Source organism: Adhaeribacter radiodurans, from assembly GCF_014075995.1.
In the GTDB taxonomy this organism is placed as follows: Bacteria; Bacteroidota; Bacteroidia; order Cytophagales; family Hymenobacteraceae; genus Adhaeribacter; species Adhaeribacter radiodurans.
Map to the genome: position 1 here is coordinate 783,017 of NZ_CP055153.1, position 24,621 is coordinate 807,637.

Sequence of the window (24,621 nt, forward strand, 5' to 3'; positions counted from 1 at the left end):
ATTTCTAACTTAAGTTGCAAAATTTAAATTTTTAAAGTTGCCTGCTTCAAAATAGTAATTTAACCTTTACACTGGATCTACATCTACTACCACCCGAATATTGCGAAAATCTTTATTTAATTTCAACTGGTTAATAGCTTCTGCTATAAGCAGTTTGGCCGTTTTTAGGCTGGTATGTTCCCGGTCGAGTTTAATGTGAATTTCGCTCAGATAATAATTGCGGATTTTAAAAATATAAGGCACTTCCGGACCGAGTACCTGATTTTTAGGCAAACGATCGGTAAACTCTTTGGCAAGAACCGCTGCCGCTTGTTCGTTAATTTTCTCGTCGATGTGTTTAACCGTAATTTTAATAACGCGCATAAATGGCGGGAAATTAAATTTACGGCGTTCCTGAATTTCAAATTCGTATAAGGCCTGGTAATCGTTTGCGATTACTTTCTGAAAAATTCCCTGCGAGGGATTACCCGTTTGAATAATTACTAAGCCTTTTTTGCCTTTACGGCCGGCCCGGCCACTTACCTGCACAAACATCTGGTATGCCCGCTCATGTGCGCGATAATCAGGATAATTTATAATACTATCGGCGTTGATAATGCCCACCAAACTTACATTTTCGAAGTCTAACCCCTTGGTTACCATTTGCGTGCCCACTAAAACATTCGTGTTATTGGCTTCAAAATCAGCAATTATTTGCTGGTAGCTATTTTTACTGCGCGTAGTATCTAAATCCATCCGCTGAATGTTCGCTTCCGGTAATAGTAACTTTAATTCATCTTCAATTTTTTCGGTACCAAAGCCAACGGTTTTAATCATGGTGGAACCACAGGCCGGGCAATCATGGGGCATAGACTCGTGGTAACCGCAATAATGGCAGCGCAATTCACGGTTATATTTATGGTAGGAGAGGCTTACGGCGCAATTTTTACACTTCGGAATCCAATCGCAATCGTGGCAATTAATGTAAGGAGCGTAACCCCGGCGGTTTTGAAATAAAATTACTTGTTCTTGTTTCTGTAATTTTTGTTCGATTTGTGCCAGTAATTTTTGCGAAAAATGACTGTGCATTGTTTTCTTCTGGCTTTCGCGGCGGGTATCCACCAGTTCAATTTCAGGTAAACCGGCTTCTCCGAATCTTTTATTCATGGTTACTAAACCCCAGCGGCCGGTTTTGGCATTGTAATACGTTTCAACGGCGGGGGTAGCCGAGCCTAACAAAGTTTTGCATTTATGGTAAGTTGCCAGCATAAGCGCTACTTCGCGCGCGTTATAACGAGGAGCCGGTTCGTATTGCTTGTAAGACGATTCGTGTTCTTCGTCCACAATAATCAATGACAAGTTATGGAAAGGTAAAAAAATTGCCGAGCGCACCCCAATTACCACCGAAAAACGCCCCGATAAAACACCGTTCCAGACTTCTACCCGTTCATTATCGGAGAATTTAGAATGATAAACTCCTAAACGACTGCCGAATACTTTAATAAGCCGCGTAACAATCTGAGCTGTAAGAGCAATTTCGGGTAATAAATACAATACCTGACCACCACCTTCCAGTGCTTTTTTTATTAAATCGATGTATACTTCGGTTTTACCGCTACCGGTAATGCCGTGTAACAACACAATATCTTTGCTGTCGAATAAATCTAATATTTCATCCCGAGCCGTTATTTGATGCCCGGATAAGTTAAAAGCTGGCTGGGGTTTATTCTCATCCACCGGGAACCGGGAAACAATGGTTTCAAATTGCTCCAGAATACCTTTTTTTATTAAAGCATTAATTGAGGATAGTGAAAGGTGCGGATTAGAAGTTAAAATATTTTTCTCAATGCCTTTTTCGTTTAAGTGTACATTCTGGTGAACGGGTACTTTTTGCAGATAATGGAGTACCACATCGAGTTGTTTGGGGCGAACCGCTAATTGACTCATGAGTTCTTCCAGCATTTCGGCTTCATGGATAAAATACGGCGACAAGCGGAGTTTTTTTACCACTTTAGGCGTGTACTTATCGGCTATTTCCTCGAAAATAATTATAATCTCTTTTTGAATAAGCGATTTTATTATTTTATGAAAATGGCTGATTTGTAATAAATTACCAACTTCCGTGAAAGTGAGTGTTTGATTCTGGCCTAAAGCAAAAACGATCTTTTCTTCGGGCGCCGATAAGGGATAGTTAGAATATTCCAAATTATACTGCGGATGCAACTGTATCCGCGATTCGCTGCTTAATTTTAGCGCCGACGGTAAAGCCGCGTTAATTACTTCCCCAATGGTGCACATGTAGTACTCCGCTATCCAATTAAAAATTTTAAGCTGGGGCGTTGTTACTACGGGAGTTTCATCGATAATTTCCAGAATGTATTTTGCCTGGTATCCTACCGGTGGCTTTTCGTGCACATCGGCTACAATGCAACTTAATATTTTCTTTGCCCCAAACTGAACAATAACCCGGGTGCCTACAAAAATATCGTCGTTCATGTCGTAAGGAACCCGATACGTGTAAAGCTTGGGCAAAGGTAAAGGCAAGATAACGTCGGCAAATAAAGTTATCCGCTCCGTAGCTTGTTCCGACGACTGAAATAATAATGGCTGGCTCAACAGTACTCCAATTTTTTACCGCTGAAGAGTTTTCAGCTCTAACAAAGGTCGCAAGAACCGCAATCTTTCCCAAATAGTTGTGAGTAGTTGCCGTTAGTAACAGGTAACAGGTTACAGGTTATAACCTGTAACTTACTTAATCAATCTTATCTAACTGTTCGAGTGCTTCGGTTATGGTATGTACCGGTAATTGGCAGGTTTTATTGAAGCACACGTAAATGGTAGTTTCTTCCCCAATGGCTAAACGATCCGTGAGTAAAGGCAAATTGCTCTCCGTTTCGGTACCAGCGAAAATGGCGTTGGGCAGGTAAAAATCAGCAAAGGAATTCCGGAAGCTTTGAGCTTCTGATCCTAGAATAGCAATTTCGGCGGTGGGTTTTAGTTTGGCGTAGTAAACAGTAGCCCAATTTGCTAAATGAGCAGGTTGTTTTACTAACAGTTCTTTCACCTGACTTAACATAGCATCCGATATTTCTGCATATTTAGGCTTATCGAAATACAAGCTCAAAAAATGCAGATTGTTGGCCATTACCGAATTAGAAGCCGGAATAACGTTGTCGGAAATTTCTTTTTTGCGGGCGATTAATTTTTCACCTTCCTTATCAGTATAAAAAAATAAGTTCTCGCTTTCGTCGTAAAAATTGCTCAGGGTATATTTTGTTAGCCGATGGGCTTCATTTAACCAATTTTCGTTGAAGGTAATTTCATAAAGCCGGATGAAAGCTTGAATGAGCAAAGCATAATCTTCTAAAAAAGCATGAATAGTGGCCTTCCCGTTTTTATAGTTACGAAACAATTTTGCTCCATTTTTCATATTGTTTAGCAGAAAACTTGCATTTTTTAGAGCTAATTCCCGGAATTTTTCTTCTTGAAAAACATAGTAAGCATCTGCTAGCCCCTTCAGCATTAATGCATTCCAGGCGGTTAGTATTTTATCATCAAGTCTGGGCCGAATTCGTTTTGACCTAGCTCGTAGTATTTTTTCTTTCCAGTCTTTTACTAATTCTTTCAAAATGGGTACCTCTAGCTGATGTTCAGCAGCAAAAGCCTCATCGGTTTGCTGGCGATGCAGAATGTTTTGATGGTGCTCCCAGTTTCCTTCGGCGCGAACGTTGTAATAAGCAGAAAACAAAGGCTCTTCGGTCCCAATAATTTCTTGTATTTCTTCTTTTGTAAATACATAAAACTTGCCTTCTTCGCCCTCACTATCGGCATCCAGCGAGGAATAAAAACCGCCTTCCAAACTCATCAGCTCGCGCTCCACAAAAGCAATGGTTTCATAAACTACCTCTTTGTACAATGGATTTTTTGTTACCTGGTAAGCCTCGGCATATAAGCTAATTAGCTGGCCATTGTCGAACAGCATTTTCTCAAAATGAGGTACCAGCCATTCGTTATCCACCGAATACCGGGCAAAACCGCCACCCGCTTGATCGTAAATTCCCCCGAATGCCATTTCGCGAAGGGTTAAATTTACGTGTTCCAGAGCGGCCGGGTGGTTCGCATATTGATAATAGCGCAACAAGAATAAATAATTTACTGGCATTGGAAACTTCGGCGCTTGACTCGTGCCACCGCGTTCTTTCTCAAAACGCAGACTAAAGTTGTGATAAAGCAGCCGGAAATCTTGATCTGTAAACTCAGAATTTACTTGCTGAATGCCGTATTTTTGTAAATCTGAAATGTTTAAATGTTGCGCAAATTGTTCCGCCGATTGGTCTAATTCTTCCTGGTTTTCGGCGTAAGCCTTGGCTATATTTTGTAATAATTGCGACCAGTGCTGGGGTGGGAAATAAGTACCGCCATAAAATGGTTTCGCTTCTGCATTTAGAAATACATTTAAAGGCCACCCTCCTTGTACACCCATCGCGTGTAGGGCATCCATGTAAATCTGGTCTACATCTGGTCGCTCCTCCCGGTCTACTTTTATGCAAACAAAATGTTGGTTCATTAATTGGGCAATGCCCTCGTGCTCGAACGATTGATGTTCCATTACGTGGCACCAATGGCAAGCAGCGTAGCCAATACTTACAATAATGGGTTTTTGTTCCTGCCGGGCTTTTTGTAAAGCTTCTTCGCCCCACGGAAACCAATCAACGGGATTATAGGCGTGTTGCAGCAAATAAGGACTAGACTCTTTAAGTAATCGATTGGCTTTTTTCATAGCTAAAAAATTTTACCGGCCAAAATGGTGGTGCATTGCCATTAAGGTGCATACGTAAAATATGGGCGTCATTTAGTAATTAATTGAGTTTTTAAAGTTGAAATTTCAGCCTGGCAATCAACTTGTGCTTGGAGTTCTTCTAATTGTTGTAATATTTTTTTTAAAAATTGCTGATGACTCGTTGATGCTGGCTGGAATGGTTTGTGCGCGAAAGCTTGCCTGATTTTATCCCATTTTCCGGTAAAGTGTTGAAAATCTTCGCTGAAATAAGCCGCCTTGAATTTTTCCCAGATGTAATCTTCCGCTACTCCTGTTGGGTGAAGCATATCCGGTTTATAAAATCTGTAATCCCGTAAATCATCTAATAACAGCTCGTAAGCCGGGAAATAATCTACTGCGGCAAATTGGTTTTTGAGCTCGTGGCAAACTACACGTAAAATAGATTTACTAAGGCTGTTACCTTCTAATGTTTCTTTCAGGTGACGAACTGGACTCACAGTTAAAATAATCCGGATGTTTGGATTGAATTGTTGTAAAACCTTATAAAAACTAGTGAATGCCGAAATAATATCCGGAATAGATAACAAATGCTTAGTAAACTGAGATTGCGGTATTTTATGGCAATTGGCTACCAGTTTATTACTTTCCCGGTGAATGTAGCCTATTGCTGTTCCAAAGGTTAAAACAATAGTATCTGCATTCTGTAAGAAATTCTTGCTTTTTGTTAATGCTTTCTGGATTTGTGTTAAAAGTTCAGGACGAGATGGAGCCGAGAAGGAAGAATGAAAATCATAAGCTAACCAAATGTCGTCGCGTTGTATTAACTCGCCGGTAAACTCTGGTGGTAGCTCCAGCGAAGCTTGCAATAAAGTAAAAAGAGAAATTGGATTGAAGATAGTACCATACGGATTAACCAAAACAGGTACTTTATACTGCTGCATTTTAGTACCTATAACCTCAGCAAAGCAAGAACCAGCGGTAAATATAGGTGTCTGCAAAGAAAGCCTTTGGGTTTGAGGCGAAATAAGAAGCTCGGTACGAAAAGCAGTAGACATATTTAATACTTTATTTTCAGTTGTAGTTTTTTGAAAATTATGTTTGTACAAGGATTACCCTTAACCTGAAGAAAATAAAATCTTAACTTCTTTTACGTTTGTAGCACAACAAAATATTTATTAAACTTTTAGTAAATAAAAAAGTCCTGCCGAATTAATCAGCAGGACTTATAAAATAAGATAGTAGGTTAATTTATTCTGCTACTACATTAAAGCGTACTGTGTGTTTTACTTCTTTGTGCAAAGCAATAGAAGCCGTATACTCACCGGCTGATTTTACATCCTGGTCAAAAGAAATTTTCTTACGGTCTACTTCAATGCCTTTAGCGCGTAAAGCTTCCGATAACTGAGTAGTAGTAACTGCACCAAAAATTTTACCGCTTTCTCCAACTTTAGCACGTAACTCGAAAGCCTGGTCACCAATTTGGTCGGCAATTGCTTGTGCATCTAATTTTACTTTTTCTGCTTTGTGCGATGCCTGACGAATATTTTCGGCTACAATTTTTTTGTTTGTTTTATCAGCCATTATCGCAATTCCTTGTGGAATTAAGTAATTACGGCCGTAACCTGGTTTTACTTCTACAATATCGTTTTTAAAGCCTAAGCCTTTTACGTCGTCTTTTAATATAACTTCCATTTCTCTAAGGCCTCCTTATTTTAACGAGTCGGTTACGTAAGGTAAAATTGCTAAGTGACGGGCACGAGCTACCGCTTGGGCTACCCGGCGCTGAAACTTAAGGCTAGTACCAGTAATACGGCGTGGTAATACTTTACCTTGCTCGTTCACAAATTTTAATAAAAAGTTGCCGTCTTTATAGTCAATGTATTGGATACCGTTTTTCTTGAACCGGCAATATTTTTTGCGGGTATCCTGCTTGTGGATTTTTTCGTTAACTAAACTCATGATGCTTGGGTCTCCTTCTCTCTTTTAGCAGCTTTCTGCTGATTCATTTCTCCGTTACGACGACGCTCATTATAAGAGATAGCGTGTTTATCTAAAACTGTAGTTAAAAACCGAACCACTTTTTCGTCCCGGCGGTAAGCAATCTCTAACGGATCTACAATTGTAGATGGACCACTAAACTCAATCAGGATGTAAAAACCAGTTGATTTTTTCTGAATCGGATAGGCTAATTTACGTAACCCCCAGTTTTCTTCATGAATAATATCGGCGCTATTTTCCTTAAGCACCTGTCTGAACTTCTCGACCGTTTCTTGCACCTGCGCTTCGTTGAGCAACGGAGTCAGGATAAAGACCGTTTCGTAATTTTTTAATACCATTTGGCTTAAAATTTTAAAATTTTGTTTGAGGGCGCAAATATAAGAATAAATCTTTTATTAACAAGCAGATACCTTTTGTAAAATTACAAATTTACATGTTCTGCTAAAGGTAAAATTGTAAATAACAATCAAATATAAGGAGTAACGGTTTACTCATATTTGTAGAATTATTTTATAAGTAGGTACTGGAGTATAATGGGTAGGAGATAAATCACTATTAAAAGTAGAAGCATCCGGAATAGATAGTCAATAAAAATTTAGCAATTCAGAGGTGACTTTATTTATAATAATAAACCCTCTGCTAAAAAATCAGTAATACATTAATTATAGAAGATCAAAGAATGAACTAAGTTTAGGTTGGAAAAGCGTAATTAGGTTTGTTGCTAATAATTACAGTATTTTGCTAATGTAATTAATAAGATAAATGCATAATAGGCTAAGATAGAACAGAATAATGCTAAAGAATATGGTAAAGAAGTAGACAAAAACATTAAATAGCTTAAGAAAAACAATGTTTAAATCTTAAATATATTGTTTTTATTTTCCCTGACTCTCCTGCAAATGGCTAAATATTTTTAAAGTAAAATCTGTTATTTATGCATATTTTATAATTTAAAAATATTCTAAATTATGTAGTTAATTAGTCTTTATTTATTGGTAATCAATTGTTTAAATAACTACAAATGGCGTAGTGCTAAGAAGGGCCAAAAATCTAGATTATTATGTTTGAATAATAGAATTCGCATAGTAGATTTGTGCCCGTAATGTAGTTTCACCTTACTAAAAAAGCGATCCTGGCTATGATTAGCTGTAAAATCAAATCAACATATTCGTTCTTTTTATCTCTACTATTTTTTCTTTTAACTGTATTTTCTTCTTTTGCTCAAGGTGAACAGGCTTCTGTGAGCCAAGATGGCCTAACGGCAGGTACAGCCTCCGGCGACGATGCTGTTGCAGCTGCCGGCGAAACACTCTTTAAAAATAACTGCGCCTCTTGCCACGCCATCGGCGAAAAAGTAGTAGGCCCGGCTTTAAGAGATGTTCACAAAAAACATAAGCTGCCCTGGCTAAAAAGCTGGATTCGCAACTCAAGCCAAATGGTGCAGAGCGGGGATAAGGAAGCCGTTGCTTTATTTAATGAGTACGATAAGCAACAGATGCCCAGCTTTGCTTTCTCCGATGACCAGCTTACTGCTGTTATTAAGTACATAGAAAAGGCAAGCGCGGCGCCTGCTGCTTTGCCTGCTGATCCGGGTACTGGAGGTTCTGGTGTAGCAGAAGGAGGAACCGATGGGCCGGGGGGAGGTGCTGCCGCCGCGGGTGCAGCTGGTAAATACCTGGATTATGTATTAATAGCTCTTATTGTTATTTTAATTGTAATGGTTATTACCTTATTAATCATCGCTAATATTTTAGGCGATTATTTAAGAGGTAAAAAAGACTTAGACGGCAGAGACTTAGAATTAGTAAATCAGCGGTTCGATTTTTCAAAAATTTATAAGTCCAGAGCCGTTCAGGTAATTGTAGGGTTAATTTTCGCCGTAGTAATTTTAGATGCTTTAATAGAAGAAACCTACGGTGTGGGTATTCAACAAGGATACCAGCCTACTCAGCCTATCGCCTTCTCGCACGCTTTGCACGCTGGCCAATACGAAATTAACTGTAACTATTGCCACACTTCCGTTTACAAAAGCAAGAATGCAAATATTCCATCGGCAAATATTTGTATGAATTGCCATAGTCAGATTAAAAAGGAATCACCAGAGATTCAAAAAATTTATCGGGCTATTGAAAATAACAAACCAATCGAATGGGTGCGTATTCATAACTTGCCGGATTTGGCTTACTTTAATCACTCTCAACATACTCAAGTAGGTAAGATAGAATGCCAGACTTGCCACGGTCAAATTCAGAACATGCAGGTAGTGTATCAGTATTCGCCTCTTACTATGGGTTGGTGTATTAACTGCCACCGCGAAACGCCGCTGAATACACAAGGCAATAAATACTACGATAATCTGGTGAAACTGCACGATGAAGCTAATAAAGGAATGGCGTTTACAGTATCCTCTAACGGTGGTACTGAATGTTCCAAATGCCATTACTAATCCTGGTTTAAGTTAGAATTAGAATCTGAGTTTTCTCATTTATATATATGCAAGAAACAATTAAGTACTGGAAAGGGCTGGAAGAGCTCGAAAACACTCCTGAATTCAACAAGAATAAACACAATGAATTTGATGCATTTCTTCCGGTAAAAGAAACTTATGGTACAAAAGATAAAGAAGTTGCTCCTCGGCGCGACTTCTTAAAATTGCTGGGGTTTGGTTTTGCGGCTGCTACTCTTGCTTCCTGCGAAGCTCCGGTTAGAAAAGCTATTCCTTATTTAAATAAACCAGAAGAAGTAGATCCGGGTATTGCTAACTGGTATGCCTCTACCTACTTTGTTGGAAACGATTATAATAGTGTTCTGGTAAAAACCCGCGAAGGACGGCCGATAAAGCTGGAAGGAAATCCTTTATCGCCTATTACCAAAGGTGGGTTAAGTGCCCGGGCACAAGCATCGGTGTTAAGTTTATATGATACTACCCGGTTACGCCAGCCAATGGCGAATAAAAAAGAAACTACCTGGGAAGCCATAGATCAGGAAATTGCTGGTAAACTTAGAGGCGCGCGCGGCAAAGTAGCGATTATTTCCCCTACCATTATCAGCCCAACTACTAAAAAAGCCATTGCTGAATTTGGATCTAAATTTACTTCCTTTGAGCATGTAATGTACGATGCTAATTCAGCGAATGGATTACTAAAAGCAAATGGTGGCGTAATACCGGGGTATGACTTTAGCAAAGCAAATGTAATTGTAAGTATTGGGGCTGATTTTTTAGGAACCTGGCTTTCTCCGGTTGAATACGCCAAACAATATATTAGCACCCGTAAAGTAGGCAAAGATAAGCCTACTATGTCCAGACATTACCAGTTCGAGTCTGCTTTTACGCTTACAGGCGCAAACGCTGATGTACGGGTACCGGTAAAACCATCTGAACAAGGTCAGGTAGTGGCTGCTCTCTATAATAGAATTACTGGTGGAAACGCTGGTGGTGGTTATAGTAATGCCAGATTAGATGCAGCAGCTAAAGAATTATTAGCAAACCGGGGAGCCGCTTTAGTAGTAGCAGGTTCGAACGATGTAGCTGTACAAACTTTAGTAGCCGAAATCAACCGTACTTTAGGTGCTCAGGGAGCAACTATTTCTAATACTCCTTCTCTTATTCGTCAGGGAGATGATGCAGCCATGATACGGCTGGTAAATGAAATGAATAATGGTTCAGTTGGAGCCGTAATTTTCTATAATGCCAACCCTATTTATGATCATCCTCTTTCAACTAAACTTGCCAGTGGCTTAGAAAAAGTTGGAGTTAAAATCTCATTTGCGGATCGGTTAGACGAAACAGCTAATTTAGTAAATTACGTTTGCCCGGATAATAATTACTTGGAATCCTGGAATGATTACGAACCAAAAAGTGGCCAATTTTCACTAGCACAACCGGCAATTACCCCTATTTTTACTACACGCCAAGCGCAGGAATCTCTGTTAAGATGGGCTGGCAATAATACTTCTTACTACGATTATCTGCAGGCAAACTGGCGTGGAACTCTCGGTTCTCAGGCAGCTTGGGATAAAGCAGTTCACGATGGAGTGTTTACTGGTACTTCTTCTTCCTCCACTACAACATCCGCACCGGCCTTAACCCCAGCAGCAGCTTTAACTCAAATTACTTCCGGAAAACAAGGCGGAGGAATTGAAGCCGTTATTTACGAAACGGTAGCTATAGGCACGGGCCAGGAAGCAAATAACCCTTGGTTGCAAGAATTGCCTGATCCAATTACTAAGGCTACTTGGGATAATTACGTTACTATTCCGCGGGATTATGCTGTACAGGAAAAAATAGAACAAGGTGATATTTTGAAGGTGACAGCCAGTGGGGTTAGTATTGAATTACCTGCTTTAGTTCAGCCGGGTCAAGCAAAAGGTTCAGTTGGAATTGCTTTAGGTTATGGTCGTACCAATGCAGGGCCAGTTGCTAATGGCGTTGGTGCAAATGCATTTAAATTAGTTTCTTTAACCAATAATAGTTTAACCTATTATACCCCGGTAACTATAGAAAAAACCAGGGCACAAAAAGAAATTGCTCAGACCCAAACGCACCATACTATTATGGACCGTCTGGTAGTGCAAGAGGCTACCCTCAGCAATTACCAGAAAGATAGAAAAGTAACGGAGTACGTTAAAATTGCTACTCCGGACGGACCTCAGACTCCTAGTAAAGTATCATTATGGCAAGACTATGAGTACAAAAATCACCATTGGGGAATGGTGATAGACTTAAATTCTTGTATTGGGTGCGGCTCGTGCGTAATTGGCTGTAATGTTGAGAATAACGTAGCGGTAGTAGGAAAGCAAGAAGTTTTAAATCGCCGTGAAATGCACTGGATGCGTATTGACCGGTATTATAGCAGCGATGCTCACAAATCGGATAAAGATAAAGGAACCATTGACCGGTATCAGGCAATGGAAGACCCTTCTGAAAATCCGCAGGTAATCTTTCAGCCAATGCTATGCCAGCACTGTAATCACGCTCCTTGCGAAACAGTATGTCCGGTAGCAGCCACTACTCACAGCACCGAAGGTATCAATCAAATGGTGTATAATCGTTGTGTAGGTACCCGTTATTGCGCCAATAACTGCCCATATAAAGTTCGCCGGTTTAACTGGTTTGCTTATTATGATAATGAAAAATTCAGAGAGCAAAACCCACAAATGAACACCGACTTAGGTCGTATGGTGTTAAATCCAGATGTTACCGTTCGGGCTCGTGGTGTAATGGAAAAATGTACTTTCTGTGTGCAGCGGATTCAATTAGGTAAGTTAGAAGCCAAAAAGCAGAATAGACGTCCGAAAGACGGAGAAATTATAACCGCTTGTGCGCAGTCTTGTCCTACTAATGCTATCATTTTCGGGGATATGAAAGATCCTAATAGCCAAGTATCGCAAATAATACGCGAACAAGAAGGCGAAAGAGCTTTCCATGTATTAGAAGAAATTAATACACAACCGAATGTTACTTATTTAACTAAAATAAGAAACATAGTTTAAGTAGGAGGAGTACTTCTGATAAAAGCAGGGATACTTAAAAAGATTAGTAAATCGGAATAAATATTTACCAGAAACAATCAATTAAACATATGCAGCATGTATCTCCGATAAGGGAACCTCTTGTAACAGGGGGGAAAACATATCATGACATCACCGAAGATATTAGTCGGCAGGTAGAGGCGAAACCTAATATTCGCTGGGCACTTGCATTGGCAGTATCCTTATTTTTCTTAGGGATTTTTATATATTCTGTATACCGTACTTTATGGTATGGAATAGGAGAGTGGGGTTTGAATAAAACTGTAGGATGGGCTTGGGATATTACCAACTTTGTGTGGTGGGTAGGTATTGGCCACGCTGGTACGCTTATTTCAGCTATTCTCTTACTATTCCGGCAAAAGTGGAGAAATTCCATTAACCGTGCAGCTGAGGCGATGACCATTTTTGCAGTTATTTGTGCAGCTATGTTCCCAGTTTTACACATGGGGCGCCCTTGGTTAGCTTACTGGGTATTACCTCTACCCAATACCTTTGGTTCTTTGTGGGTAAACTTTAATTCTCCTTTGCTTTGGGACGTATTTGCGATTTCTACTTATTTTACGGTTTCCCTAGTATTCTGGTATTTAGGTTTAGTTCCAGATTTTGCTACTATTCGCGACCGGGCTACGGGTCCAATAGCTCGTCGCGCTTATGCTTTATTAAGCTTAGGCTGGACGGGTTCTGCTAAGCATTGGTCCCGTTACGAAACTGTATCGTTAATTTTGGCAGGGGTATCTACTCCACTCGTGCTTTCGGTACATACCATTGTATCCATGGACTTTGCAACTGCGGTAATTCCAGGTTGGCATACTACCATCTTTCCGCCTTACTTTGTTGCGGGTGCTATTTTCTCAGGTTTTGCGATGGTATTAACTTTAATGATTATTACCCGCGATGTATTTTTCTTAAAGGATTATATAACCCTGGAGCACATCGAATCCATGAATAAAATTATTATTCTAACGGGTTCTATTGTAGGTATAGCTTATATCACTGAGTTCTTTATAGCTTGGTATTCAGGGGTAGAATATGAACAATATGCCTTTATAAACCGGGCAACCGGACCGTACTGGTGGGCTTATTGGTCTATGATGACCTGTAACGTAATTACACCACAACTTTTCTGGGTTCGCAAAATCAGAAGAAGCATTGTTGCCACTTTCATTATTACCATATTTGTTAATATAGGTATGTGGTTCGAGCGTTTCGTTATTATTGTTACTTCGTTGCACCGCGATTATTTGCCATCCAGCTGGGTAATGTTTTATCCTACTAAAATAGATGTGGGTATTTACGTGGGTACCTTAGGCTTATTCTTTACCTTGTTCTTGTTATTTGCTAAGTACTTCCCGGTAATAAACATGTTCGAAGTAAAAACTATTTTAAAATCATCATCTGGTGTGCCGCATACTTTAGAACCCGAAAAATCAATGCACGCTACTACACCTGTAACTCATCAAAACAGACATCATGACTAATAAGAAGTTTATCTTAGGTGTTTTTGAAGAAGAAGAAGTCCTTCTTCAAGCTATAGAAAATATTAGGGCGGCGGGTACTAAAATTTATGAAGTATTTACCCCTTTTCCAATCCATGGTATTGATGATGTATTAGGCATAAAACGTTCGCGATTACCAATTGCAGCCTTTTTATATGGTTGTGCTGGTTTAGCGTTTGCTTTATGGATGCAGATTTACATGCTTGGCTTTGACTGGCCCATGATAATTGGCGGTAAGCCCCACGTTGCCCTGCCCGCATTTATTCCGGTAAGCTTTGAGTTAACAGTTTTTTGTACAGCTCATGGTATGGTACTCACATTTTTGATTATATGTGGCTTATATCCGCGGTTAAAGGTGCCGGTATTTGATGTGCGCTCCACAGACGATAAATTTGTGATGGCCATAGAGGTAAAAGATGGTGTAACAGATGTTAACAAAGTAAATGACCTGCTTCGCTCCAACGGAGCCGTTGAAGTAAACGAGAAAGAGGTAGTATAAAAATGAAAAATAAACTAAAAGACGGTTTAAAAATATCGCTGCTAACTTTTACTGTAGTTTCAGTCGTTGCATGTAGTAAAGCTCCGAATGATCCCGGAACACAATATGCTCCTCAGATGTACGATGATCCATCTTATGAAGCTTTAAGGCAAGCAGATTATAACACAGTTAATCCGGGCCGTATGAATATGCGCGTACCAGCAAAAAATACTATTCCCCGGGGAAAGCTGGCCTACTTTAATCATATCCCAAAGAATGATAGCTTAAATCAGGCAAATGGTTTAAAAAATCCACTTGTGGCCAACGAACAAGTTTTAGAAGAAGGGCAGGTTTTGTATGAACGTTTTTGCCAACATTGCCATGGGGCCGAAGGGGAAGGAAACGGAAAAGTAGGTGCTGTGTTTAAAGGGGTTGCCAATCTGAAATCAGATGCTTTAAAAGTGGCAAGTATGGGGCATATTTATCACGTAATTACCAATGGTAAAGGACGTATGATGCCTCATGGCTCCCAACTAACACCCGATGAACGTTGGAAGATTACTCTATACGTAAAGAATACTTTACAAGGTGCCGGGGAGCAAGCAACAGAGGTAGATAGCGAGGCAGCAACGGAAGCTTCTTCCAGCGACGGTGATAATGTACAGCAAGCAACTGGACTTACTAATACTCAATAACTAACCTGGTTCTAATAGTTAATTACAAGCGTAAAATTTTACAAATAATGTTAGAAGAAAGACTAAGTATTTCTAGAAGAACAAATAACCAGTTCTATTTAATGATAGGAATAGGTTTGGTGCTACTGGTATTGGGAATATTTTTGACCATGAATGGGGGAGGTTCGCACCATGGTTCTCCAGAGCACGAAACGGCCACAGCCGGAGGGCATCATGCTATAGATTGGAAGAATAGATTATTTGCTAACCTTTGGTTAAACAATGTTTATTTTACTGGTATAGCAGTAATTGGTTTATTTTTTACTGCAGTACAATATGTATCTTATGCAGGATGGTCTGTTTTAATAAAACGGGTTTTAGAAGCATTTGGTTATTATTTACCCGTAGGAGCAATAGTTATGTTAGTCGTATTTTTGATAGGACAACACCAATTATTTCACTGGACGGACCATACTTTGTACGAAGAAGGTAATCCAAATTACGATCCTATTATTGCCGGGAAAGCTAGCTTCTTAAATATTCCATTCTATCTCATCCGGATGGTAGGTTATTTTGCTCTTTGGATTATATTTTTCATTTGGATGCGCAAGCAATCAGTAGCCGAAGATTTAGAAGGTGGGCTTGATTATTACAACAAAAGCATCCGTATTGGAGCCATGTTCCTGGTGGTATTTGGAGTAACCTCTTCTCTTTCAGCCTGGGATTGGGTATTATCGATCGATACCCATTGGTTCAGTACAATGTTTGGCTGGTATGTATTTGCTAGTTGGTTCGTATCTGGCTTGGCAGCTACTACATTAGCCGTTATTGTTTTAAAACAAAATGGTTATTTGCAAATGGTAAATGCTAACCATTTGCATGATTTAGGAAAATTTGTTTTTGCTTTTAGTATTTTCTGGACTTACGTTTGGTTTTCGCAATTTATGTTGATTTGGTACGCCAATATCCCAGAAGAATCAATCTACTTTATGGAAAGATTAGGGGGTTACAAAGACCATTATACCTGGATTTTCTTCGTTAACCTAATTGTAAATTTTGTTTTTCCTTTCTTGGTGCTAATGACCAGAGATGCTAAAAGGCAAATAATTATGCTTAAATTGGTGTGTATAGCATTGTTATTCGGACATTGGTTAGACTTTTATTTAATGATTATGCCAGGTACAATGCGGGGAGAAAGTGGATTCGGATTTATTGAGTTAGGGGCGGCTCTTCTTTTTCTGGGTATATTTTTAGTAACCTTTACCCGGGGATTATCTAAAGCGTCGCTGGTACCAATTAATCACCCATTCTTAGAAGAAAGTATTCACCATACTGTTTAAGTAGATACCATTAAAAACATTCTGTAATGATTACATTCGCTATAGTTTTATCAATAATTCTGATTGGAGTAATACTAGCTCTACTCTTTCGAATACAAATACTTTCCTCTATTTATAGCGGAAGTTTTCAAAAAAGAGCAAGTAAGAGTAATAAAATCAATGCAGTTCTTTTTTTGTTATTTTTAATAGTTGGTGGAGTTGCTTTTATCTGGTCTTTCCAGAATGCAGAAGCACGCATTCATATTCCGGTGGGCTCCGTTCACGGAGTATGGATTGATGATATGTTCTGGTTAACAATGGTAATTATAGGAATTGTGTTTGTAATAACTCAAATTCTACTTTTTTACTATTCTTATCGCTATCAGTACAAAGACGAAAAAAAAGCTTACTACTTCCCTCATAATAATAAGCTGGAAATTATTTGGACAATGATTCCTGCTGTAGTAATGGCGCTATTAGTATTTAAAGGTTGGAAAACCTGGACAAAAATTACAGATCCGGCTCCTAGAGAGGCAATGGTGGTAGAAATAGTGGGTAAACAATTTAACTGGATTGCTCGCTATCCGGGTAATGATAATGCTTTAGGTACTGTAAGAACAAACCTGATTGATGCAACTAATGAGTTGGGTATAGATTTTTCTGATCAAAGAAGTGCAGATGATATCTTACCTAGTGAGATTCATATCCCAAAAGGGCGCCCGGTGTTGTTTAAAATCCGGTCTCGGGATGTAATCCATAGTTTTTACCTGCCTCATTTCCGGGCACAAATGCATGCTGTACCAGGTATGCCTACCAAGTTTTGGTTTGTACCAACTAAAACAACTGCGGACATGGCCACGGAAACAGGTAACCCCGATTTTAAATACGAATTAGTTTGTAATCAAATTTGTGGGGCAAACCACTTTGCTATGCGGGCGGTGGTAATTGTGGATGAACCAGAAGAATATCAAAAATGGATGTCTGCGCAAAAAGCATTTGTGGCAGATAAACCAGAATTACTTAAAAATATAAAGACTCCTCAAGGAATCGTTTTAGATTCTAAAACAGAAGCCCCTGGTAAGGCTGCGCTATAATTATAAGCAAAGAACCAGATATATTATAGGCTTAGATGGTGTGTTTATTTACTAAATTAGACCTGATTAGCGCAAAAGTTTGTACACGAATAATAATTTAATATGGCAAGCACAGATATTTCTTTACACAATAATGTGCCAGTAGCACACGAGGAGCATGACCACGATCACGACCATCATGATCAGCCGTTTATCTTTAAATATATTTTTAGCCAGGATCATAAAGTAATTGCCAAACAATTTTTGATCTCTGGTATCATTTGGGCTTTTATCGGGGGAGCTTTATCTAGTTTGTTCCGTTTACAATTAGGCTGGCCAAATGAAACAATGCCATTTTTGGAGCCCATATTAGGAAAGTGGATAGAAGGCGGTAAGTTAAATCAGGAATTTTATCTTGCCTTGGTTACAATGCATGGTACCATAATGGTATTCTTTGTATTAACTGCCGGTCTAAGCGGAACCTTTAGTAATTTCTTAATACCGTTGCAGGTAGGTGCCCGAGATATGGCATCCGGATTTCTTAATATGTTATCCTACTGGTTTTTCTTTTTATCCAGTGTGGTAATGTTCGTATCCTTATTCTTGGAAACAGGACCTGCATCCGCCGGTTGGACTATTTATCCGCCTTTAAGTGCTTTGCCGCAGGCTATTCCTGGTTCTGGTACAGGTATGACAATGTGGTTAGTGGCCATGGTATTTTTTATTGTATCGCAGTTATTAGGTGGTATCAATTACATATCAACCATTATTAACCTTCGTACCCAAGGAATGTCCATGACAAAGTTGCCATTAACAATCTGGGCGTTTTTCTTAACAGCGGTATTAGGTGTATTATCTTTCCCGGTTCTGTTTTCAGCGGCATTGTTACTGGTATTTGACCGTTCTTTTGGTACTAGTTTTTATTTGTCTGATATCTATGTAGCTGGTCAGGCATTAACTAACACCGGCGGTAGCCCTATTTTATTCCAGCATTTGTTCTGGTTCTTAGGTCACCCAGAAGTATATATAGTTATTTTACCAGGCTTTGGTATTGTATCTGAAGTTATTGCTACCAATGCCCGTAAGCCAATTTTCGGCTACAGAGCAATGATTGGCTCCATGTTAGGTATTTCTACTTTGTCTTTCGTGGTTTGGGCGCACCATATGTTTGTCTCGGGTATGAATCCATTTTTAGGTTCGGTATTCATGTTCTTAACTTTAATTATTGCGGTACCATCGGCTGTAAAAGTGTTTAACTGGTTAGCCACTTTATGGAGAGGGAACATCATTTTCACGCCTGCTATGCTTTTCTCCATAGGGTTTGTTTCTTTATTTATCTCCGGAGGTTTAACGGGTATCTTACTTGGTAACTCTGCTTTAGATATTCAGTTACATAATACCTATTTTGTTGTAGCTCACTTTCACTTGGTAATGGGATCTTCTGCTTTCTTTGGAATGTTTGCCGGAGTTTATCATTGGTTCCCTAAGATGTTTGGTCGCATGATGGATGAAAAGTTAGGCTATGTTCATTTTTGGTTAACTTTTGTTGGAGTATACCTGGTGTTTATGCCAATGCACTACGTAGGTATTGCTGGTTTCCCTAGACGTTATTATTCCTGGACAGCCTTTGAAACTTTTAGCCAATTCGCTGATATGAACATGTTTATTAGTGCTGCGGCTATAATTGCCTTCTTTGGCCAGTTTATCTTCCTGTTTAATTTCATATACAGTATTCTCCGTGGCAGACGCGCAGATGAAAATCCGTGGAGGTCTAATACTCTGGAGTGGACTACTCCAGTTGTTCCAGGACATGGTAACTGGCCAGGAGCAATACCTGCTGTATACAGATGGCCATATGATTATTCTAAACCGGGAGCGGAAGAAGATTATATTCCGCAAACAGTTCCTTTTTCACAAACTAAATCATCTAACCTTCCGAATGAGAAGGAACTTGAATAATACTAATAATGACTAATGAATCTTTTAAGGCTAAAAGATTTAGAAATATAGGAGTTATTACTATTGCTTCGGTATATTTTTTAATCTTGGTAGGAGGAGTCGTAAGAAGCACTGGCTCAGGAATGGGTTGTCCGGACTGGCCAAAGTGTTTTGGAACCTGGGTTCCTCCTACCAATATAAACCAGTTACCTGATAATTACCTTTCCGTTTATAAAAATAAACGGATTGAAAAAAACGAAAAGTTAGCTAACTATTTAAACCAATTTGGATTTCATCAACTAGCATCTGAAATTTTCTCACATCCTTCGCAATATATTGAAACAGAGTTTAATGTTACAAAAACTTGGATTGAGTATCTTAATAGGCTGGTAGGCGTTTTAATTGGTGTTTTTATTTTTCTTACACTGGTTTACTCTTTTCCATATATCAAGAAGGATATTTCTATTTTTTATTTATCCTTAATTAGTTTCATTCTGGTAGGTATACAAGGTTGGTTAGGTTCTTTGGTGGTTTCCACTAATTTGCTACCTATAATGGTTACAGTACATATGGCTCTGGCATTAGTTTTAGTGGCCATATTAATTTATGCTGTTGCCCGTTCACAAAATAGGTCTTTCACTCAACTTACTCAATCTGTCTCTTCCAAAACCTATATCTTTATTTATTTAGCTATTATTTTATCTTTTGTTCAAATTTTATTAGGTACTCAGGTAAGAGAATGGATTGATATTATTTCTTCTCAATTGGGCTACACTAACCGGGAGCAGTGGGTATCTAAAGTTGGTTCTTCTTTTTACATTCATCGTTCTTTTTCCTTCGTATTATTTATTGTGAATGTATATTTGTGTCGGCAATTATATGCTTTACAAAATAAGCATTTAAATAAGCTCGCGAACGGGTTGTTAGCTTTTATAGGTTTAGAGATTTTGGTAGGAGTGATTTTGGCTTATTTTGCCATTCCAGCCCTATTGCAACCTGTACATTTAGTGTTAGCAACTTTAATGTTTGGGCTTCAGTTCTTTATATTTATTTTTTGTTATTATTCAACCCGTAACAGGGTTTTAAAGTTGGCTGTTCAATAATGTTAGTTGATAAAATAGAAAATGATCTGCCTACCTATTTAGTTATGACGAAAGTAAAGCATTACTTCCGGTTGCTAAAGTTTCGGTTATCCACTACCGTTGCTTTCTCAAGTGCGATCGGTTATATGCTGGGAGCAGGTCATCTGGAAATACAAAATATATTAATCATTATGTTAGGGGGGCTAATGGTAACAGGTTCGGCTAATATTATTAATCAGATTCTAGAAAAAGATTTAGATAAATTAATGAAGCGTACGGCTAAAAGGCCGTTGCCAACCGGTGCTTTAACAATAACGGAAGCAGTCGTTTTTGGTACTATAATAGGAATAGCTGGTTTAAGCATTTTAGCTTTATATTTTAATTTACTCACAGCGGTTCTAGCTTTAATGTCCTTGATTTTGTACGGATTTGTGTACACCCCTTTAAAAAGGATTTCTCCTATTTGTGTATTAGTAGGAGCTATACCAGGCGGTTTGCCTCCATTATTAGGGTGGGTGGCTGCCACAGGAGTAGTAAGTATAGAAGCTTGGATATTATTTGGAATTCAGTTCGTATGGCAGTTCCCGCATTTTTGGGCAATAGCTTGGGTATTAGATGATGATTACAAATTAGCAGGATTTAAAATGCTGCCAATGGAAGGCGGAAAAAATCTGAAAACGGCATTTCAGATAATGACTTATACTTTATTACTAATTCCTTTAAGCATGTTACCCTTGCAATTTGGAATGACGGGAAAAACATCGGCCATTATAGCCGTTATGTGTGGTGTGTTATTTTTAGCCCAAACACTTTATTTAATGCAAACTTGCTCTAAAAAAGCAGCAATGAGTATTATGTTTGGTTCATTTCTGTACTTACCAATAGTGCAAATTGCGTTAGTACTAGATAAATTATAGATTGAATAATATGAATGCTAAAACAATAAATCCAATTAGAACCTCAACGGGGATTCATCCTCTGAAGTTTACCTTGTGGTTACTGATTATGAGTATAGTAATGATGTTTGCTGCTTTTACTAGTGCTTACATTGTTAGAAGAGAAGAAGGAAACTGGTTAGAATTTAATTTACCGGGAGCCCTGTTAATTAATTCTATAATTATTGTTTTAAGCAGTGTGGCTATGCAATGGGCATACCTTGCGGCGAGAAAGGATAATCTGAATATCTTAAAAGTAGCTTTATTCCTTACCTTTATTTTAGGTACCGCTTTTTTGATTGGCCAATGGAATGTGTGGGGTGATTTAGTAAAAAATAAAATATTCTTTGGTGGTCCAACAGCTAATCCTTCCGGTTCTTTCATGTATGTTCTAACAGGTGTGCATGGATTTCACTTAATTACCGGGCTAATATTTATACTAGTTGTATTATCTTCGGCTTTCCGTTATCGGGTACATGCCAAAAATTTGTTGCAAATTGAATTATGTACTACTTATTGGCACTTTTTAGGTGTCCTCTGGGTGTATCTTTACGTATTTTTAGCAGTATACCATTAAAGAAAGTTTTCGGGTTACTTTTGCCTGATACATTACGCAAAAAACAAAAATTAACTACCAAACTATGTCTAGCACAACATCTAGTACAACAACTCTGGAACGGCCTAAAACAGGTACCTGGGATGGCGGGAACGAGCCGATGAAAGCCAGTTATGGAAAACTCATGATGTGGTTTTTCTTACTGTCGGATACGTTTACCTTTGCGGCGTTTTTAACTACGTATGGTTTAATTCGGCACCGGCATCTTGCTTATATAGGCAGTCACGATAAATTTGTTTTCTCGCAAACTTATTGGCCTATACCTGATAAAGTTTTTAATGCATTTCCTTTTTTCCATGGGGTAGATCTGCCGCTGGCTTTTGTGGCTTTAATGACCATGATTTTAATTCTTTCTTCTGTAACAATGGTATTAGCAGTAGAGGCTGGTCACCGGATGGATAAAAAAGACGTAGAAAAATGGTTGCTTTGGACTATCTTGTTTGGTTCTACTTTTGTTGGTTGCCAGGCTTGGGAGTGGAGCCACTTTATTACTGGTTCTGAAAGTGGCTTAACGCTGGCAGATGGTTCTAAAATTTTTGGTGCTAATCTTACTGTTAATCAATACGGCCCACCTTTATTTGCTGATTTATTTTTCTTTATTACCGGTTTCCATGGTACCCACGTATTTAGTGGTATTGTTTTACTCGTTATTATGTTTGTAATGACTGTAAATGGTACCTTTCAAAAACGTGGCCACTACGAAATGGTAGAAAAAATAGGCTTATATTGGCACTTTGTAGATTTAGTATGGGTATTTGTATTTACCTTCTTCTACCTGGTTTAAGTTTGATATAACAGAAATATTTAATTTAAATAAATTGTTCGGCAGCAAACAAAGTTGAACTGTTTATTCGTTTAACAATTAAACAGCATAAAAATATGGCTTCGCATTCACATCACACAAACGAAGAAGAATATACAGGTGAAATTGCACCAGCTCAAACCAAAGGAATCTGGAGAGTTTTCATAGTTCTTTGCGGATTAACCGCTATTGAATTTGCCTTTGCCTTCTTAATGGATCCTAGTACGCTGCGTAACAGCATATTTATTATTCTTACACTATTTAAGGCTTTCTTTATTGTAGGTGAATTTATGCACCTCAAACACGAAACTAAATCGCTTATTTGGACGATTTTAATTCCGACTTCCTTACTAGTGTGGTTATTGATTGCCTTAATTACGGAAGGTACCTATTTTGGTGATTCTGTGTATAACTATTTAAAGTAAAGTATTTTATATGTCTCCGAAGAAGGTACTAATGCTAGGGATACTACTATTAGTACCTATTTTTTTGTTTTTGTTTTTAAAAGGTTTTGGAACCAACCATTATTCCTTACCTACCTACTATCCTACTATTAATGAAGATACAGAGCTGCCGGTAGTAAAAGATGGTGATACGGTATTCCAGAAAGTGCCGGATTTTAGATTTGTTTCGCAGGAAGGTAAATCAGTATCGCAAGCCGACCTGAATAATACAGTGTACGTTGCTAATTTCTTTTTTGCCTCTTGCCAGGATGTTTGTAAAAAAATGTCGGCGCAAATGGTACGGGTTAACGAAGCTTTTAAGAATAACCCACAGGTAAAACTTATTTCCTATACCGTTGACCCGGAAAGAGATTCGGTAGCTGTTTTAAAACGATATGCCGAAATGTATCAGGCTAATCCAGCCAAATGGCTTTTTGTAACGGGGCCAAAGACTGAATTGTACGCCTTAGCCCATAATGGTTATAAAGTGTCGGCTATGCAAGCTCCAGGCACTATTCCAGATTTCATTCATTCCGAAAAGTTAATTTTAGTAGATAAAGAAAAACACGTGCGCGGTATTTATGATGGTACTAACCCGCAGGATGTGGACCGCTTAATTACCGAAATAACCGTGCTACTGCACAGTTATCAGCAAGATGAAAAATAACGATCGTACATACCTTATAGTAATTGCCATACTTTCGGTGGCAGTTCCTGCTTTGGTAGCTTTTTTATTATTTATGCCGCAAACGGGTAAGTTAGGCAATGTTAATGTTACCTTTCTTCCTAAACTGCATGCACTGCTTAATTCTTTAACGGCAATAGCTTTAGTAACCGGTTATTCATTTGTAAAGCGTAAGAATATTCGTGGTCATCGGTTCGCTATGGTTACGGCATTTACTTTATCTGCCTTTTTTTTAATTTCGTATGTAACGTATCATTACCAAGCGGAACCTACCCGTTATGGTGGCGAAGGAACCCTTAAAGCAATTTACTACGTAATATTATTAACGCATATTGTTTTAGCAGCAGTTATTGTTCCTTTAGTACTTTTATCTGTTTATTTTGCGGTGAGCGACCAAATTAATCGACATCGTAAAATTGCCCGTTGGACATTTCCTATTTGGTTATATGTAGCCATTACGGGAGTAGTAGTTTATTTTATGATTGCGCCTTATTATTAAGGTTAAATACTTAAGTGTACAAAAATTATGAAACGGTTTTCAAAAGTATTTATATTCATTTTTTCATTAGTAGTTCTGATGACATTTGCTGATGTTTCTGCATCGGCTCAATGCGTTTTATGTCGTTCATCCGTCGAGTCAAACCGGGCAGATGATAAACTAAGCAAATTTGGCAATGGCTTAAATAAAGGTATTTTATTTTTAATGACAGTACCTTATTTATTAGTAGGAACAGTGGGCTTTCTGTGGTACCGGAATCGTAAAAAGTAATTCTGGGCTCCTCTGCCTTCCC

22 protein-coding genes are annotated in these 24,621 nt (G+C 38.6%); 16 read left to right on the plus strand and 6 right to left on the minus strand.

Annotated elements, in window-relative coordinates; translation table 11 throughout:
- Nucleotides 1-66: 66 nt before the first annotated feature.
- The 6 genes from priA to rpsF form a co-directional block, all read right to left on the minus strand.
- Nucleotides 67-2,595, minus strand: coding sequence for a replication restart helicase PriA (gene priA, locus HUW48_RS03715; protein WP_246343683.1), 2,529 nt, complete (start codon nucleotides 2,593-2,595; stop codon nucleotides 67-69).
- Between the two features lie 136 nt (nucleotides 2,596-2,731).
- Nucleotides 2,732-4,759 carry a thioredoxin domain-containing protein gene (locus tag HUW48_RS03720; protein WP_182414394.1) on the minus strand — a complete coding sequence of 676 codons (2,028 nt, stop codon included), beginning with the start codon at nucleotides 4,757-4,759 and terminating at the stop codon, nucleotides 2,732-2,734.
- A 68-nt stretch (nucleotides 4,760-4,827) separates the two neighbouring features.
- Nucleotides 4,828-5,814, minus strand: a complete 987-nt coding sequence (locus tag HUW48_RS03725) for a GSCFA domain-containing protein (RefSeq protein ID WP_182414395.1) — start codon at nucleotides 5,812-5,814, stop codon at nucleotides 4,828-4,830.
- Nucleotides 5,815-6,007: 193 nt separating this feature from the next.
- Nucleotides 6,008-6,451, minus strand: coding sequence for a 50S ribosomal protein L9 (rplI, locus tag HUW48_RS03730; RefSeq protein WP_182414396.1), 444 nt, complete (start codon nucleotides 6,449-6,451; stop codon nucleotides 6,008-6,010).
- 15 nt (nucleotides 6,452-6,466) lie between these two features.
- On the minus strand, nucleotides 6,467-6,718 hold the full coding sequence (gene rpsR, locus HUW48_RS03735; protein WP_026463124.1) for a 30S ribosomal protein S18: 252 nt from the start codon (nucleotides 6,716-6,718) through the stop codon (nucleotides 6,467-6,469).
- Complete coding sequence (gene rpsF / locus HUW48_RS03740; protein WP_182414397.1) at nucleotides 6,715-7,095, minus strand: 30S ribosomal protein S6; 381 nt, start codon at nucleotides 7,093-7,095, stop codon at nucleotides 6,715-6,717. The genes rpsR and rpsF overlap by 4 nt, the downstream gene beginning before the upstream one ends.
- Nucleotides 7,096-7,895: 800 nt before the next feature.
- Between rpsF and HUW48_RS03745 the strand changes: the two genes are divergently transcribed.
- The 16 genes from HUW48_RS03745 to HUW48_RS03820 all read left to right on the plus strand — a co-directional run bounded on the left by HUW48_RS03745 (nucleotide 7,896) and on the right by HUW48_RS03820 (nucleotide 24,599).
- The gene (locus HUW48_RS03745; protein ID WP_182414398.1) at nucleotides 7,896-9,203 is read left to right on the plus strand and encodes a c-type cytochrome; all 1,308 of its coding nucleotides are present in this window, start codon (nucleotides 7,896-7,898) and stop codon (nucleotides 9,201-9,203) included.
- A gap of 47 nt (nucleotides 9,204-9,250) precedes the next feature.
- The gene (locus tag HUW48_RS03750; RefSeq protein WP_182414399.1) at nucleotides 9,251-12,250 is read left to right on the plus strand and encodes a TAT-variant-translocated molybdopterin oxidoreductase; all 3,000 of its coding nucleotides are present in this window, start codon (nucleotides 9,251-9,253) and stop codon (nucleotides 12,248-12,250) included.
- A gap of 89 nt (nucleotides 12,251-12,339) precedes the next feature.
- Nucleotides 12,340-13,767: an NrfD/PsrC family molybdoenzyme membrane anchor subunit gene (gene nrfD, locus HUW48_RS03755; RefSeq protein ID WP_182414400.1), complete on the plus strand. Its 1,428-nt coding sequence runs from the start codon at nucleotides 12,340-12,342 to the stop codon at nucleotides 13,765-13,767.
- Complete coding sequence (locus HUW48_RS03760) at nucleotides 13,760-14,284, plus strand: DUF3341 domain-containing protein (protein WP_394368449.1); 525 nt, start codon at nucleotides 13,760-13,762, stop codon at nucleotides 14,282-14,284. The genes nrfD and HUW48_RS03760 overlap by 8 nt, the downstream gene beginning before the upstream one ends.
- 2 nt (nucleotides 14,285-14,286) lie before the next feature.
- A complete protein-coding gene (locus tag HUW48_RS03765; RefSeq protein ID WP_182414401.1) occupies nucleotides 14,287-14,958 on the plus strand; it encodes a c-type cytochrome in 672 nt (223 codons plus the stop codon).
- Nucleotides 14,959-15,005: 47 nt separating this feature from the next.
- Nucleotides 15,006-16,277 carry a quinol:cytochrome C oxidoreductase gene (locus tag HUW48_RS03770; protein ID WP_182414402.1) on the plus strand — a complete coding sequence of 424 codons (1,272 nt, stop codon included), beginning with the start codon at nucleotides 15,006-15,008 and terminating at the stop codon, nucleotides 16,275-16,277.
- Between the two features lie 26 nt (nucleotides 16,278-16,303).
- Nucleotides 16,304-17,350 carry a cytochrome c oxidase subunit II gene (locus HUW48_RS03775; RefSeq protein ID WP_182414403.1) on the plus strand — a complete coding sequence of 349 codons (1,047 nt, stop codon included), beginning with the start codon at nucleotides 16,304-16,306 and terminating at the stop codon, nucleotides 17,348-17,350.
- 102 nt (nucleotides 17,351-17,452) lie between these two features.
- On the plus strand, nucleotides 17,453-19,288 hold the full coding sequence (locus HUW48_RS03780; RefSeq protein WP_182414404.1) for a cytochrome c oxidase subunit I: 1,836 nt from the start codon (nucleotides 17,453-17,455) through the stop codon (nucleotides 19,286-19,288).
- Nucleotides 19,289-19,296: 8 nt separating this feature from the next.
- On the plus strand, nucleotides 19,297-20,370 hold the full coding sequence (locus HUW48_RS03785) for a COX15/CtaA family protein (protein ID WP_182414405.1): 1,074 nt from the start codon (nucleotides 19,297-19,299) through the stop codon (nucleotides 20,368-20,370).
- Entirely contained in the window at nucleotides 20,370-21,266 is an 897-nt protein-coding gene (cyoE, locus tag HUW48_RS03790) for a heme o synthase (RefSeq protein WP_182414406.1), read from the plus strand. Before HUW48_RS03785 ends, cyoE begins: the two co-directional genes overlap by 1 nt.
- A gap of 10 nt (nucleotides 21,267-21,276) precedes the next feature.
- The gene (locus HUW48_RS03795) at nucleotides 21,277-21,861 is read left to right on the plus strand and encodes a cytochrome c oxidase subunit 3 (protein ID WP_182414407.1); all 585 of its coding nucleotides are present in this window, start codon (nucleotides 21,277-21,279) and stop codon (nucleotides 21,859-21,861) included.
- A gap of 64 nt (nucleotides 21,862-21,925) precedes the next feature.
- A complete protein-coding gene (locus tag HUW48_RS03800; RefSeq protein ID WP_182414408.1) occupies nucleotides 21,926-22,684 on the plus strand; it encodes a cytochrome c oxidase subunit 3 in 759 nt (252 codons plus the stop codon).
- 95 nt (nucleotides 22,685-22,779) lie between these two features.
- Nucleotides 22,780-23,127, plus strand: a complete 348-nt coding sequence (locus tag HUW48_RS03805; RefSeq protein ID WP_182414409.1) for a cytochrome C oxidase subunit IV family protein — start codon at nucleotides 22,780-22,782, stop codon at nucleotides 23,125-23,127.
- Between the two features lie 10 nt (nucleotides 23,128-23,137).
- Nucleotides 23,138-23,812: an SCO family protein gene (locus HUW48_RS03810; protein WP_182414410.1), complete on the plus strand. Its 675-nt coding sequence runs from the start codon at nucleotides 23,138-23,140 to the stop codon at nucleotides 23,810-23,812.
- A complete protein-coding gene (locus HUW48_RS03815; protein ID WP_182414411.1) occupies nucleotides 23,802-24,329 on the plus strand; it encodes a DUF420 domain-containing protein in 528 nt (175 codons plus the stop codon). Before HUW48_RS03810 ends, HUW48_RS03815 begins: the two co-directional genes overlap by 11 nt.
- Before the next feature lie 27 nt (nucleotides 24,330-24,356).
- Complete coding sequence (locus HUW48_RS03820; RefSeq protein WP_246343685.1) at nucleotides 24,357-24,599, plus strand: hypothetical protein; 243 nt, start codon at nucleotides 24,357-24,359, stop codon at nucleotides 24,597-24,599.
- Nucleotides 24,600-24,621 lie beyond the last annotated feature (22 nt).

Bases quoted from the DNA above. Each gene is read 5' to 3' on its own strand.
- HUW48_RS03720 (WP_182414394.1), bottom strand. From the start codon at position 4,759: ATGAAAAAAGCCAATCGATTACTTAAAGAGTCTAGTCCTTATTTGCTG.
- HUW48_RS03725 (WP_182414395.1), bottom strand. From the start codon at position 5,814: ATGTCTACTGCTTTTCGTACCGAGCTTCTTATTTCGCCTCAAACCCAA.
- rplI (WP_182414396.1), bottom strand. From the start codon at position 6,451: ATGGAAGTTATATTAAAAGACGACGTAAAAGGCTTAGGCTTTAAAAAC.
- rpsR (WP_026463124.1), bottom strand. From the start codon at position 6,718: ATGAGTTTAGTTAACGAAAAAATCCACAAGCAGGATACCCGCAAAAAA.
- rpsF (WP_182414397.1), bottom strand. From the start codon at position 7,095: ATGGTATTAAAAAATTACGAAACGGTCTTTATCCTGACTCCGTTGCTC.
- HUW48_RS03745 (WP_182414398.1), top strand. From the start codon at position 7,896: ATGATTAGCTGTAAAATCAAATCAACATATTCGTTCTTTTTATCTCTA.
- HUW48_RS03750 (WP_182414399.1), top strand. From the start codon at position 9,251: ATGCAAGAAACAATTAAGTACTGGAAAGGGCTGGAAGAGCTCGAAAAC.
- nrfD (WP_182414400.1), top strand. From the start codon at position 12,340: ATGCAGCATGTATCTCCGATAAGGGAACCTCTTGTAACAGGGGGGAAA.
- HUW48_RS03760 (WP_394368449.1), top strand. From the start codon at position 13,760: ATGACTAATAAGAAGTTTATCTTAGGTGTTTTTGAAGAAGAAGAAGTC.
- HUW48_RS03765 (WP_182414401.1), top strand. From the start codon at position 14,287: ATGAAAAATAAACTAAAAGACGGTTTAAAAATATCGCTGCTAACTTTT.
- HUW48_RS03770 (WP_182414402.1), top strand. From the start codon at position 15,006: ATGTTAGAAGAAAGACTAAGTATTTCTAGAAGAACAAATAACCAGTTC.
- HUW48_RS03775 (WP_182414403.1), top strand. From the start codon at position 16,304: ATGATTACATTCGCTATAGTTTTATCAATAATTCTGATTGGAGTAATA.
- HUW48_RS03780 (WP_182414404.1), top strand. From the start codon at position 17,453: ATGGCAAGCACAGATATTTCTTTACACAATAATGTGCCAGTAGCACAC.
- HUW48_RS03785 (WP_182414405.1), top strand. From the start codon at position 19,297: ATGACTAATGAATCTTTTAAGGCTAAAAGATTTAGAAATATAGGAGTT.
- cyoE (WP_182414406.1), top strand. From the start codon at position 20,370: ATGTTAGTTGATAAAATAGAAAATGATCTGCCTACCTATTTAGTTATG.
- HUW48_RS03795 (WP_182414407.1), top strand. From the start codon at position 21,277: ATGAATGCTAAAACAATAAATCCAATTAGAACCTCAACGGGGATTCAT.
- HUW48_RS03800 (WP_182414408.1), top strand. From the start codon at position 21,926: ATGTCTAGCACAACATCTAGTACAACAACTCTGGAACGGCCTAAAACA.
- HUW48_RS03805 (WP_182414409.1), top strand. From the start codon at position 22,780: ATGGCTTCGCATTCACATCACACAAACGAAGAAGAATATACAGGTGAA.
- HUW48_RS03810 (WP_182414410.1), top strand. From the start codon at position 23,138: ATGTCTCCGAAGAAGGTACTAATGCTAGGGATACTACTATTAGTACCT.
- HUW48_RS03815 (WP_182414411.1), top strand. From the start codon at position 23,802: ATGAAAAATAACGATCGTACATACCTTATAGTAATTGCCATACTTTCG.
- HUW48_RS03820 (WP_246343685.1), top strand. From the start codon at position 24,357: ATGAAACGGTTTTCAAAAGTATTTATATTCATTTTTTCATTAGTAGTT.